Below are 12,642 nucleotides of genomic sequence, written 5' to 3' on the forward strand. Positions count from 1 at the left end.
TTTGGATTCTCAGAGTATCTGACTTGGCCTATTTTGTGGTTTTTGGGTGCATTATCCGAATAGCATTATCAAATTCAATCCAAACCTCCTGAGAAAAGCGGCTGAAGGTATAACCGCCAGCACGAAAAACTTTGTAATGATCTAACCAAACCACTAATAGGGTAGCATTGAAAAACAGATGATGTAGCATATCTGTACAATATAATTGCCAAGTTGAGCGGCGATATCGTATTTTTCCTAACTGCTCGGACTGGAAATAAATGTGTTCGTTTTCATCTCGTAAAATTTGTTTGCAAAGCTGTTTTAAAGCTGGCGATCGCGTAGTATCTGCCAATGCTTTATAATAAACTAAAGCCATCAATTCGGCTGTTAACAGAACTGCGATCGCCAATTCTAAGTTGACCAATTTTCGCAATCTGCGAAATATTGTATCTGTCCAGTGACGCTGTGCTAGAGGAATTTCCTGTTGTTTCATAAATCGAGCCAAATCTGCGGCGTGTCGTTGCTCCTCCGCAATAAAAAGTTTTAAGCTTTCCACATAAACACTATCTCCAGATACAGCAGCGTAGGCACGGGCGGCTTTTAATAAATTAGTACCTTCGGAACTTTCACCTAATTGAAAGCTGCGGATAGAGTTAGAAATATTTGTTTTTTCTATATCGCTGAGTCGATAGGAAGGTTCCCAAGGAATGGGTAGCAGATTTTCACGATTGAAACGAAAGTATTCTAACCATTCTGTTGAGGTTTTGCTAAAATTATGCCTGCTTGTTGCAGGAATTGCTTCTATAAGGCTGTTGTCAAATAATTTATCGCTAATTGAGTCCTGTGCTTTCTGCCCAAATTTTGTAGGGGTCGTCATTGCGTTTTTGTCTCCAGTTTTGGCAGTTTCGTATTACTACTACGTAAAAATCCGCCTTTCCCGATTGGTTGGAACAGAAATAAAATCTCCGCAACAGAAAGCGGGCGACCCACTACTGAAAAGGAGTCATAGATGGCCAAAAAACGGCATAAAGCTGAAAAAAATAGAAAAATAGTGTAAAATAAGTTTTTCTCAGTCTAGAAGAGATTGGACTTGGCCAAGATTCCTGCTTAATTTAAGCAATTCTCAACTATGCTCAAGAAACCCCGCTCGCTCAAAATAGGTGAAGGTCAACCATCTCAGCAATATCCCGAAGAAAATTGGCACTCTTTTGGGGAAATTTTGCGGCGGTTGCACGCAGAAGGTATTTATATTCATTCGGAACAACTAGCTGAATTTTTTCTAGCGCACGGACTACCTGTAGATTTGTCCTATGTCCCGCAGCGTTTGAAGGAAAAAGCTATTGACATCAATAATAATTACCGAGGCGATATGGCGCGTGTGAGTGAAGAAGTGGACGATGGAACTGTTTGGGATTTTACATGGCTCAGATGAGATAATATATCTTATCTATAGAGAACTTACTAGGTAAAGTTCTCCAAGGCAATTTTGTTGTTTTAAGCTTAATGAAAAATACTACCAATCTCGATCGGAACGAAATCCCAGAAGCCAGTAACTCGGAGGAAGACATATCGCTGACATCCGAACAGTACAAGCGTAAGATGCAGCGACGCAAGGAAGTGCAAGAACAGCGGCTAGCTGACAGAACAATAGAAAAGGGTTTAATAATTGTTCACACTGGCAATGGCAAGGGGAAAACTACGGCTGCTTTGGGGATGGTGCTGCGATCGCTCGGTCACGGTTACCGGGTGGCGATCGTACAATTTATTAAAGGAGCCTGGGAACCTGCCGAAAAAGCTGCCTTCAGTCGCTGGGCCGACCTGCTAGAATTTTACGCGATGGGAGAAGGCTTCACTTGGGAAACTCAAAATAGAGAGCGAGATATTGAGAAAGCTCACCAAGCGTGGGAAAAGGCGTTAACCTTTATCCGCAATCCTGAATATAAACTGGTGCTTCTCGATGAACTCAATGTCGCCTTGAAGCTGGGATACTTGACAGTCGAGGATGTTCTCGCCGGACTGGAACAAAAACCAGAGCAAACCCATGTTATCCTAACTGGCAGAGGCGCACCGCGAGCTTTAATCGATCGAGCCGACTTAGTGACAGAAATGACACTTATCAAGCATCCGTTTCGCGAACAAAGCGTCAAAGCTCAACCGGGCATCGAATATTAATTTTAGATTTTGGATTTTAGATTTTCGATTCAATCTAAAATCCAAAATCTAAAATCCAAAATTTATCTTAATGTTGCAATTCATCTCCCGTTATAGCGTTAGCTCGGGCGGGAGAGTGTCAATGATAGTTGGCTTTACACATACTCAAAATGCGTTGGTCGTTTTCGCTAACGCTGGTAATCTGGTGATAGTCTTGCAGTTTTACCGTTAAGGGAAAGGTGACAGCATCGAACCTGTTGTCAGAAGAAGTGCTTCCTACAGCTACAGGTTGAAACTCTTGTGGCTCATCCGGACTTTCCTGAGCTATTTCTGCATCGGGAGAAGCTAAACTCACTTTCAGCTGCTGTGCTTGCAGGGTGCCTCGAAAACAACTAAACTCGGAGCTAGGCATATAGAAAGCGCCGATCGCTTGCCCATCCCGTACCTCAAACACCATATATTCCTGACCGATCTGTTCGGGCTGCGAAGACTTACCATACAAGTAAACTCCATCAGCCAACTGTTTGAACGATCCAGTTCCCCTAGTGGTAGCAGTAGCTTCCTCAGATGGAGATACTGACTTAGCCTCCACAAATTGCTGTTCTTCTGGTGTGACAGTCATTTCGGAAGCGTTGGCCAGTACGGCGCTGGCGTTACCGTTGACAAGACTGGCCATCAGCATTAACCCAGCGAGTGGGACTCGCAAATACTTTTGCTGGTGACGGGATTGTAAAAAAGAATGTTTCATAAAATTTAACACCGCAGCTACCCCTGATGAATTGCAATTAAAACGGAAATATGTTTTAATTCAGACTTGTCGAAAGCTTTAAAAAGTGCAGTTAACTCAACTGAGACTTTTTCTTTATTCCCAAAGAAAGCTTTGGGAAACTCGGATGCAAAAACTTTCTCTTGCTTCCCTAAATTGGCTATGTTGCCAAATATAAATTTTGCCCGCTTTAGCTTTGCAGGCGCAGTTATTATAGACAAACTCCTAAACTCCTCACAATAACAGTCTAACTCTTGACTGTTAGGTAGATTCACTGTCAGCAGTAATATTTTCCAATTCTTGTAACAAATCTTTACAAAAGCGATAGAGGGGCTAGAGAAAGTCAAAAGTCAAAAGTCAAAAAGAAGCGGGAGAGCGGGAAGAGGAGGATTTTTGACTTTTGACCCTCCCTATTTCCTAGCCCCTCCAAAAAAATTAGGACGGGTAGCAACCTTGCTACCCGTCCCACCAGAGATTTACTACCAGAGGCTTAGCTGGCCAAGTATTCCCGAACATTGGCGCGGTGACGGCGCAGTTGATCCAAAGCTTGACGTTCTAGTTGGCGGACGCGCTCGCGACTGAGGTTGAGCTGCTCGCCCACTTTGGCTAGGGAAAGTGCATTACCATCTTGCAGACCGAAACGCAGGGTAAGAACTTGTCGTTGCTGAGGTGTCAGTTGCTCCAAGAGATCGTCGAGGTCTTGGCGCAGGGACTCCTGGGTGATGTAATGCTCTGGCGATGGGCCTTCATCTTCCAGCAGATCGGAGAGTTCTGTATCCTGGTTATCGCCAACTCGGACATCCAGAGAAACCGGTTGACGGGCGATCGTCAGGTACTCGCGAATCTGGGACGGTTCTAGTTCCAGAGACTCGGCAATTTCAGCTGGGGTGGCGCTGCGACCGAGTTGCTGAGCTAGTTCCCGCTGCACTTTTTTGATTTTGTTAAGTTTTTCGGTGATGTGGATGGGTAACCGAATCGCACGACCTTGCTGGGCGATCGCACGGGTAATCGCTTGGCGAATCCACCAGTAGGCGTAGGTCGAGAACTTGTAACCGCGCATCGGGTCAAATTTTTCCACTCCGCGTTCCAGACCCAGGGTGCCTTCTTGGATCAAGTCTAAGAATTCCAGATTGCGCTTTTGGTACTTCTTAGCGATCGCCACCACTAGACGCAGGTTCGCTTCGATCATCTTTTGCTTAGCTCGCTGTCCCCGATGTACCGCTTCTCTGAGAGCTTCTTCGCTCATTTTGACAAATTCTGCCCACTCTTTCTGAGTAGGTTCGCGGTTTAGACTGGTTGCTAAGGCGTCCTTCGCTTCCATCAGGGTCATCATTTGCTGCACCTGCTTCCCAAAGACGATTTCTTGCTCGCGGGTCAGCAGGGGCACTCTTCCAATCTCGCGCAGATAGGTACGGACCATATCCGCTGTGAATTTTGCGTTGGTATTATTGGTTTGGGTGGTAACAGTCGGCATGGGTGCGTGGTAACTATATGGACAAACAACGAATTGGTGGCTGGAGCGAAACGGCGGCGGAAGCAAGAAACTTTTTATTCTAACAAAAGCTTAGCTGCACGCCCTGGCAGAATTCCTCTTGCCATAGATGTAGAGGCTGCTTTCTCCTATCTTTAGGAGGATATTAGAGTCAGGTACTCTCGTAAAAGCGAATTTTAGTGAAATTTCTAATTGCCCACACATCCTTTTCTCCTCCAGAAAATACACAGGCTGGGATTGTCTTTAGAGGGCGTCTGCTGTTTTGTTTGACTTCTCAGTGAGGGAGGCGTGTTTAGCCAGTATATCTGTAAACCTTACTTCTTCTTTCAACCTGCCTCTACTGTACGCAATTTGTTACAAATGCTAACAAGTCGAAGTGAGTATGACTTTACCTTATTTTCATTGTACTACAGAAACGGCTTGGAAATACTGATTTCTTTGAGAAGATGGAGATGAAAGCGATACCTTTGTGATTAGCAGTTCAATTTAGATATAATTACTCTGGATGCTAATGAAAAAAGCGATCGGCAATACCGGAGCTTAAAGGTAGCACCCTTAAAGTGGCAAACCCATGCAGGCATGAGTGCGAGTGCGTTTGAACTGCAAGCATATATAGGATTAGCCTGGTTTAAAGGCAACCTAAGCTTTCAAAACAGAGTCGCTTTGCTATTTCCTCTTTCAGGGAGTAGATAGCCACTGGGTTAATCTTTCATTTGCTGACATTTATCGACAACCTCAAGTAAGTGGACTGCTGGAACTAAGAACCCCATCTGCTTTATTCCTTTGGTGATGATAACCGTTTAGACAGGGATAAAAGGTGAAAGGTTCATCGTTATCTTTAATATTCCCCAGGTTTGCTCCAAAATTAGCTACCAGAACTAAGTTTTGTGGGAGGCTTTTTTTGGCCCGATCGGGGAGGATATAGTCCTATATACAAGGATGCCTCAGTTATCCCGTTAATTAATAGACCCAATAGTATGAAATTACCGAACTTTTTGGCCCTAGTTTTCCGCACAGATAGCTAGAATTGCCGATCGCATTGAGCGTTCGGGAGGGGCCGTCGGGGAAATTCAGCCAATCTAATATGTTTACCTGAGTTGACTAGAAGCCGAGATCGGCTTTTGCTGATTCAGCGGCGGCGAAAACTTCCTCATCTGACCGTTCTTCCCAGCGTGTGTCGCCAATTTCGCGATAGAAGTTTTCGTCGTAAGGACGGGTACGCACTACTACCGGCATGGGAACAGCATGACCCAGAACCAAAGCTTGCTGCTTGGAATCCAGTTTAGCTAGAACAGAGCGCAAGCTGCCAGCACCGGAGACACCTGTGAAGATGGCGTCGATGTCTTTTTCGTCGTTAAGTAAGGCGGTGATGCGAGTGCCGATCTGCGACATGACTTCGTTATCGATTCCGGAGGGACGCTGATCCACTATCAAAAGCGTGACGAAGTACTTCCGCATTTCACGAGCTATTATACCAAAAATTGTACCTTGCACAATAGCTGGATCGAGAAATCGATGGGCTTCTTCGATCGTGATGACCAGCTGTTGGGGGCGATCGATCGGATTTTTGGTTTGCAGAAACAATTCTGCCTTGCGGACGTACTCTTTGTGGATGCGTCTGGTGATGACGTTGGTCACCAACATATAGGAGAGCATATCCGACTGGGAACCAAACTCAACTACCACGTGCTTACCCGCTTCCAGGGATTGTAAAATTTGATTGACGTAGTTGCGGGGGCAGGTCGATCGCATATATTTAAGATTTTCCAGTCGCAGGAGTTTGCGCTGCAAGGCCATAATCGAACCGATGTGACCTTTCTTTTCCTCGCAGAACATCTTGATATCTTCATTTGTCATGTTCAGCAGATGGGTAATCCAGGAATTGCCAAATTCGTTGCGGAGGATGTTGGCATTATCCAGCGACGCTTCCGAAATACCTAACTCTTGTCCTACTAACTTGATATCTTCTACTTCAATTTGGTCGTAACCTAAGTAAAGTTCTTGGGCGTCGCGCACTCCTCGTCGCCTGGTGGATTGGGGATCTAGGGTATAAATTTGCACAATTCCCGGAAATAGCTGGCGCAAACCTTTAACGGTGTTGAAGTTTTTGCCTTCCGAAACAGCTTCCCAACCATATTCCGAGTGCATATCGAAAATCAGGTTAACGGCTGCCTGCCTGCGAATGATCCCGGATAGCAGCAGCCTGGTGAGAAAGGATTTGCCTGTGCCGGATTTACCGAATACGCCGTTGCTGCGTTCTACAAATCTGTCCAAATCGATACAAACTGGCACATCCATATCTAAAGGTTGACCGATCGCAAAGTTGCGTCGATGGGGGTCATCTTCCCAACCAAACACAGTGCGAAAGTCGCGTTCTTGGGCATCGTATACTTGGCTGAAGTGAGTGGGAATTGTTTTGACCGGACGCAATTCTATCTGTTCGCTGCTTTGTGCTTGAAACGATGCCAGCATTCCCTGTGTTTCTAATGGCAGCTTGGGAGTTTTGCCGTTGGGAACGTAGAAACCGGGCGGTTCTGGTGTGGGGGTGAACATCAACATCGGCGCGAGTTCGATCGTACCGTAGGTGCCGCTGCCGGCTAAAACTTCTCGCAGGAAATCATCTGACTCTGCGGGCGGATTGGCGATAATGCGTAAACTGGATGTTCCTAAAGCTACATCTGTTAACAAACAGAAAAAGCGCGATCGCACCCCCTGCACCACCAAAAATTTGCCCACGCGCATATCTTCCACGGAAACATCCGGGTGCAGTCGCACTTGCAACCCATCGCTGAGGGAACCTTCAATTACCGAACCTAATGGCTTGCCTAAATTCATGTTCAAGCTGCACTTATTTTTAATTGCTAATGGCTAATAGCTAATCGCATTCAAATATTAGCAATTAGCCATTAGCTATTTGCGAGATTAATCTATTTCAATCGAAGTGGGAGAAGAGGGAGTGGTAGTAGTGGTAGGTGTGGGTTGTTTGCGATATTGGGCATAAAGACGATCGCGCCAGTTGAAGAACGTTTCGTATGCCGCGCTATCAGCCAGTCCTGGGACTCCCTTTCCTTTGAGCGTTTCCGGAATCTCTAGATAAGGCCCTTCGGGAATTTTGATGTACATACTCAAACCAGCTACGGCAAAATCTGCCAAAGTGGGATAGTCTGTAACCAAATAAGGCTTATTTAAGAGTAGCAGACTGACAGCTTCTAGGTCTTGTTTGAGGTCTTCTTGGGATGATTTTACAACATCAGGGCCAAAGCCAATCCCCGAACCCAACAGATTGAAAAAGTCTCCCGGCACTGCGCCCACTAGGAGTTTAACAAAATCGGGGGTTGTGGGGGGCAAAACGGAGGTACGGAAGCTTTGATTTTGGCTGAGTGCGCCAAATAACGCTTTGCGAGCTTTGAGTCCGATCGACTCATCAGCCCATTCTTCAATCAGCAAACACTGTCCGCGTTGTTCTGGATTGACGGGAATGATGGGCTTTTCTGGGTATTTGCGATCGAGGTACTTGGCGATCGCTGTCGAATCTACCACAATCTCGTTCCCGTCTTTGAGTACCGGCACTTGTCGCTGACCGGACATTCTGAACAATTCTAATTGTCCGATTCCCGGTGTGACTTCTATTTTCCGGTACGTCAACCCTTTATAGTCCAGGATCAGCCGCACTTTCTCAGAGTAGTGGGACATTTCAAACTGGTATAACTCCAGCATTTTCTTTCTCCTTATTTCTGGCCGATCGTTAAAAAGTTTATTCTACTTTAGTCATCAGTCAGTTGTCAGTTGCCAAATTACCGTTGTGATTTTTCTGGTGTTTTTCAGTGACCTCTGACCGTTGACAGTTGACTGATGACTAATAACCAAATTAAATAAAAACCCACTGCTTTGCAGTGGGGTTGCTGACGCCATTTTGAAGGGAACGGATATTTGTTTATTATGCACTTTGACGGGTTAACAAACCCCACAAGAAAATTAGAACCATAGCGCCAATCACAGCAAAAGCAACACTGGGTATTGTCAGGGCTCCGTATGCTGCTCCTCCGCTTGTTCCCAAGAGCAGATTGCCCAGCCAACCACCGGCGATCGCGCCCAAAATTCCCAAGCCGATCGTGGCAAAAATGCCGCCGCCTTGATGACCTGGATATATCGCTTTAGCAATCGCTCCAGCAATCAGACCTAAAACAATCCAAGCTAAAATTCCAGCCATTTGATTTTCTCCTTTTTATGTTCAATTTTTACCTTCTTAAATATACGTTATCAACCCGAATTTAAAGACGGCCTCTATCATAAGGAATATCCACAAGGCATAGGTTTTCAAGCGATTACTTCTAGTTCAATTAGATAAAAATAGCATTTCCATTATTTGAGATGTTTTAAATATGTTTAAATTGCTAAAATATGGAGTATCTCTAGAAATATTTTTTGCCAGTCCAACTATTCCTAGAGCATCAGTCAAGTATTCGCATATGGAAGCTAAAAAATCGGGTTGATGGGATGGGAAAACTCGAAATTTTGTTGTTACTACCGCAAGAAACCCGGTTTCTCTAATTAGTTGACCGGCGCTATAGTACACGCGGCAGAAGTAATTCACCAGTTTGATTCTCCTCTTCTACCTTTCTGTCGAAAGGAAGGGGTTTTTTATAGAACTAAGTTGAAACTTTGGCATCAGCCTATGGAAAGATGCAATAGAGCGAAATATTAGTTTACATTTCGTAATAAATTTTCGGCAAGTCAGGAGCTACGGATGAAAACACAAGATATGCAAAAGTGGAACAAGAAGCTGGCTGGCTTTATGGCGGTGATAGGGGCTAGTGCACTGATTTATCTGCCAACAATGGCACAAGCAGGGTCGAGAAATAACGAGACTAGCCAAAATCAATCGGCCTACTTCCAGTCAGCCCAGCCAAGAAGGTACGTCTGCATCTGGGGAAATGACCTCCGAGAGCGATACCATAGTAGCGATCGCTTCTGCCAACGATAACTTCAAGACATTGACCAAAGCTTTGCAAGCAGCAGAACTGACGGAAACTCTGTCTGGAAACGGCCCATTCACTGTCTTTGCACCCACCGATGCCGCATTTGCAGCTTTGCCTCAAGAAACGTTGCAAAAGTTGTTGCTGCCAGAAAACAAAGCTCTGCTGACCAAAATTTTGACTTACCATGTTGTTCCCGGTAAAGTTCTCTCCAGCGACCTGAAAACGGGAGAAGTGAAAACCGTGGAAGGCAGTCCTGTCAGGGTGCGCGTGGATGCTCGTAAAAAGCAAGTAATGGTGAATAACGCCAGAGTTACTCAGGCTGATATCCAAGCCAGCAACGGTGTTATCCACGTAATTGACAAAATCATTGTGCCTCCGGAATTGCAATCTAGACTTCGTTAATTTTTTCTAAGTATCGGAAATCGGGTTTCTGGCAATTGTCCTTCTCCAAAAACGGAGACTGTTAGTCTAGAAACCCTATTTCTTTGCATAACTGGTAGGTTGGGTTGAGGAACGAAACCCAACTTATATCATGTCTGGTGGCATCGGTAATATATGAGTGATGCTCTCATATTATCTGTGTCGGGTGTTAAATTTTTACCGCAGATGTAGGCAGATAAACGCAGATAAACGCAGATAAGAAGGCAATTTGGGTCTTTCGGGTTTATGGTGAAAAATGTTTGTGTACGTTACAGATGTGTGATGGTGGGTTACGGCACGGGAACTTAAATTATCGATCGAAAGTTCTGAATTTATCGCCCGTGCCTAACCCACCCTACGATTAGATAAGTTTTTATTATCACTACAAAAACTGGTAGGTTGGGTTGAGGAACGAAACCCAACTTATTAGTATAATTTGTTGGGTTTCGCTATGGCTCAACCCAACCTACAAATAGATTAGCTCGCGCCAGTATCAGAAACAGGGTTTCTTTGCATAAGTTTTTTATCTAACAATTTACAATTAACAATTAATCCCATTCTTTCCACAAAATTGCGTATATTTTAAGGTCGTGATAGCTGCCTTTGGCAAATAGGTGTTCCCGCAGAATGCCTTCAAATTTCATACCAACTTTTTCCATAACTCGTGCGGAAGCAATATTTTCAATCTTGCATCTAGCTTCAATTCGATTTAGCTGCATTGTGCGAAAACCTAAGTCAATGATAGCACGAACCGCTTCTGTCATATATCCTTTTCCCCAATACTTTCTGGAAAGTGCGTAGCCAATTTCGGCACGATCGTCATGATAAATCCAATCAACAAATCCGCAGGTTCCAATTATCTTGCCGTCTGCTTTATCTAGGATTCCCCAAGGCGCAACTTCATGATTTGCGTATTCATTGATGACGGCATTTAGAAAAGTTTTAGTATCTGCGATCGACTCATGCGCCGACCAGGTAGTCCACTGGGAAACTTCCGGGTCAGAGGCGTACTCGAAAATATCGTCTGTATCCTCCCAGTTGAGTTTCCGCAGTAGGAGGCGCTCGGTTTCTAGAACGGGTAAATCGGTAAAGATGTTTTGAATTTGCACTGCTGTTAAGGCTGCGATCGAAGTTTACCAGTGTTCGGATGGGCGAGCGCACTCCCCAAACCTACTAACTATCAAGCATAACTTGACATCTATCGCTAGGAAGAGGTTAAAATTATAACCGCAATAGGAAATTATTATCCTGCAAAAGTTAACTAATCTGGCTTTGATAGTTTTAGGGAGCTTGGCATGAAAAGGGGGTTCTTTGCCCAAGTACTGACGGGGTGTGCCATAGTCCTCGTCTCAACTGCTACCATCGGTCAATCGAGCAATGCAGCAGGAAGGACGTTTGTCTGCGGGACAAGCCAACACAATGGCAGGACTGTACCCGCAACCTTTGTTCGCTCTCCAGGACGGAGAGACCAAGTGATGATACTTTGGGTGCGTAATGATTTTGCCGGTACGCGCTACACTCCGCCAGAGCGTTGTCAAATAGTTACCGAACGACTGCAAGCACATCAAAATAACCAAATACTGAAATACATCCGAACTGCAACTGTTAATAATTCTCCTGTTTTATGCAGTGTCCTTAATAAAGGCGGCAGCTGTCCTGGCAACCAGGTGATAGTCACGCTCCGTTCTGGAACTAACGCCAAAGAAGTTCTCGAACAGCTAACAGATTTAGTTCGTCGCCAGCGTGGGAATCCAGTTTACTTTAGCAGCTGTCAACTAATTACTTATGTTGACACTGAAGCTTATCTCAATATTGATATATTACTAGGCGAAACTTCCGTTAACCAATGCTCCAGAAGGTTATGAATTTTTGCGCTCGACTTTCGATGGTGTTTCTCAGTGCAGGAATTGCGGTATTGCAGGCTCAGTTGGTGATGGGACTAACAACTGCACAGATTCGGGAAAAAGCTGCGGCGATTACAGTGCGTATTGATGGGCCTAATAATGGATCGGGGGTGATTGTGGAGAAGGAAGGCAGCAATCCCATTTGTTATACGGTTCTCACCAATTGGCACGTGGTTGAAAGGCAGGGAAATTATATAGTTGAAATTCGTGGCGATCGTTATATCGTTAACTCCAGCCAAATCAGACGAATACAGGGCGTAGATTTGGCAGTGCTAGGTTTCCAAACAGAATACAATGGCTATCCCAAAGCTGCTTTAGGTGATTCAGTCCCAGTTGGGCAGAGCGATAGGGTTTATGTGGCTGGGTGGGCTGATAAAGACGGCATTTCCTTACAGCGTCGCTTTATGTTTGTTGATGGTAGCATTCGCGATGTTTTGCCAGGACCTAGAGAGGGAGGCTATACCTTGCGCTATACCAATCTTACTCAACCAGGGATGAGTGGCGGTCCAGTGCTCAACGATCAAGGAATAGTGATTGGAATTAACGGATCGGGTAAATACGGAGAGATAGGATTTTTAGGCATTCCCATCAACATTTTTTCGGTTTGGGATCGACAATATGGTAGATCTCCATGTGGAATTTCTAGTTCCGCACCTCCCCCACGTCCAGAACTTACAGGTTTCCCCAAACAAACTTGTGGAGGTTCCAATCCACCTGGACTTCAAACATGGTATCCCGTATTTGTGAATTACAGCGAGCAAAGACTCCGACAAATTCAATCTAGATTTTGCCGTGACGCATTTCCAAATGATAAAAGAGATCCCAATCGCACATATATCCAGGTGGTTTCCTTTCAGAATCGAGCTATAGCCGAAGCTTTTGCCCAACTGATGAAAAAAGAGTTTGGCAGTGGAGAAGTTGGCGAAGCATATAGTCGTTGAAGTTTCA

13 protein-coding genes are annotated in these 12,642 nt (G+C 44.9%); 6 read left to right on the forward strand and 7 right to left on the reverse strand.

All coding sequences use genetic code 11. The features are described 5' to 3' along the window. Positions 1 to 28: 28 nt before the first annotated feature. Complete coding sequence (locus ACE1CD_RS14045; RefSeq protein ID WP_374797492.1) at positions 29 to 859, reverse strand: ferritin-like domain-containing protein; 831 nt, start codon at positions 857 to 859, stop codon at positions 29 to 31. Between the two features lie 252 nt (positions 860 to 1,111). Here ACE1CD_RS14045 and ACE1CD_RS14050 point away from each other — a divergent pair, with 252 nt between their 5' ends. Both ACE1CD_RS14050 and cobO read left to right on the forward strand, forming a co-directional pair. Next, positions 1,112 to 1,414, forward strand: a complete 303-nt coding sequence (locus tag ACE1CD_RS14050) for a hypothetical protein (RefSeq protein WP_374797494.1) — start codon at positions 1,112 to 1,114, stop codon at positions 1,412 to 1,414. 71 nt (positions 1,415 to 1,485) lie between these two features. Continuing rightward, entirely contained in the window at positions 1,486 to 2,154 is a 669-nt protein-coding gene (cobO, locus tag ACE1CD_RS14055) for a cob(I)yrinic acid a,c-diamide adenosyltransferase (protein WP_374797496.1), read from the forward strand. Between the two features lie 118 nt (positions 2,155 to 2,272). On the opposite strand, the gene ACE1CD_RS14060 is transcribed toward cobO, so the two are convergent. The 5 genes from ACE1CD_RS14060 to ACE1CD_RS14080 all read right to left on the reverse strand — a co-directional run bounded on the left by ACE1CD_RS14060 (position 2,273) and on the right by ACE1CD_RS14080 (position 8,601). Continuing rightward, positions 2,273 to 2,881 carry a hypothetical protein gene (locus ACE1CD_RS14060; RefSeq protein WP_374797498.1) on the reverse strand — a complete coding sequence of 203 codons (609 nt, stop codon included), beginning with the start codon at positions 2,879 to 2,881 and terminating at the stop codon, positions 2,273 to 2,275. A gap of 508 nt (positions 2,882 to 3,389) precedes the next feature. Continuing rightward, a complete protein-coding gene (locus tag ACE1CD_RS14065) occupies positions 3,390 to 4,373 on the reverse strand; it encodes an RNA polymerase sigma factor, RpoD/SigA family (protein ID WP_374797502.1) in 984 nt (327 codons plus the stop codon). A 1,119-nt stretch (positions 4,374 to 5,492) separates the two neighbouring features. Further along, a complete protein-coding gene (locus tag ACE1CD_RS14070; RefSeq protein ID WP_374824856.1) occupies positions 5,493 to 7,226 on the reverse strand; it encodes a helicase HerA domain-containing protein in 1,734 nt (577 codons plus the stop codon). Positions 7,227 to 7,313: 87 nt separating this feature from the next. Further along, entirely contained in the window at positions 7,314 to 8,108 is a 795-nt protein-coding gene (locus ACE1CD_RS14075) for a glutathione S-transferase family protein (RefSeq protein ID WP_374797504.1), read from the reverse strand. A 220-nt stretch (positions 8,109 to 8,328) separates the two neighbouring features. After that, positions 8,329 to 8,601 carry a GlsB/YeaQ/YmgE family stress response membrane protein gene (locus ACE1CD_RS14080; RefSeq protein WP_374797506.1) on the reverse strand — a complete coding sequence of 91 codons (273 nt, stop codon included), beginning with the start codon at positions 8,599 to 8,601 and terminating at the stop codon, positions 8,329 to 8,331. A 537-nt stretch (positions 8,602 to 9,138) separates the two neighbouring features. On the opposite strand from ACE1CD_RS14080, the gene ACE1CD_RS14085 reads away from it, so the two are divergent. Both ACE1CD_RS14085 and ACE1CD_RS14090 read left to right on the forward strand, forming a co-directional pair. Continuing rightward, positions 9,139 to 9,375 (forward strand): hypothetical protein, encoded by a 237-nt coding sequence (locus tag ACE1CD_RS14085; RefSeq protein ID WP_374824859.1) that lies wholly within the window; start codon positions 9,139 to 9,141, stop codon positions 9,373 to 9,375. After that, on the forward strand, positions 9,326 to 9,772 hold the full coding sequence (locus tag ACE1CD_RS14090; RefSeq protein WP_374824862.1) for a fasciclin domain-containing protein: 447 nt from the start codon (positions 9,326 to 9,328) through the stop codon (positions 9,770 to 9,772). The genes ACE1CD_RS14085 and ACE1CD_RS14090 overlap by 50 nt, the downstream gene beginning before the upstream one ends. A 566-nt stretch (positions 9,773 to 10,338) precedes the next feature. On the opposite strand, the gene ACE1CD_RS14095 is transcribed toward ACE1CD_RS14090, so the two are convergent. Continuing rightward, on the reverse strand, positions 10,339 to 10,899 hold the full coding sequence (locus ACE1CD_RS14095) for a GNAT family N-acetyltransferase (protein WP_374824865.1): 561 nt from the start codon (positions 10,897 to 10,899) through the stop codon (positions 10,339 to 10,341). A gap of 186 nt (positions 10,900 to 11,085) precedes the next feature. Here ACE1CD_RS14095 and ACE1CD_RS14100 point away from each other — a divergent pair, with 186 nt between their 5' ends. Both ACE1CD_RS14100 and ACE1CD_RS14105 read left to right on the forward strand, forming a co-directional pair. Further along, positions 11,086 to 11,655 (forward strand): COP23 domain-containing protein, encoded by a 570-nt coding sequence (locus ACE1CD_RS14100; RefSeq protein WP_374824867.1) that lies wholly within the window; start codon positions 11,086 to 11,088, stop codon positions 11,653 to 11,655. Continuing rightward, positions 11,652 to 12,635 (forward strand): serine protease, encoded by a 984-nt coding sequence (locus ACE1CD_RS14105; RefSeq protein WP_374824870.1) that lies wholly within the window; start codon positions 11,652 to 11,654, stop codon positions 12,633 to 12,635. Before ACE1CD_RS14100 ends, ACE1CD_RS14105 begins: the two co-directional genes overlap by 4 nt. The last annotated feature ends 7 nt before the right edge of the window (positions 12,636 to 12,642 follow it).

Origin of the sequence: Aerosakkonema sp. BLCC-F183, assembly GCF_041929145.1 — a bacterium.
Classification (GTDB): domain Bacteria; phylum Cyanobacteriota; class Cyanobacteriia; order Cyanobacteriales; family Aerosakkonemataceae; genus Aerosakkonema.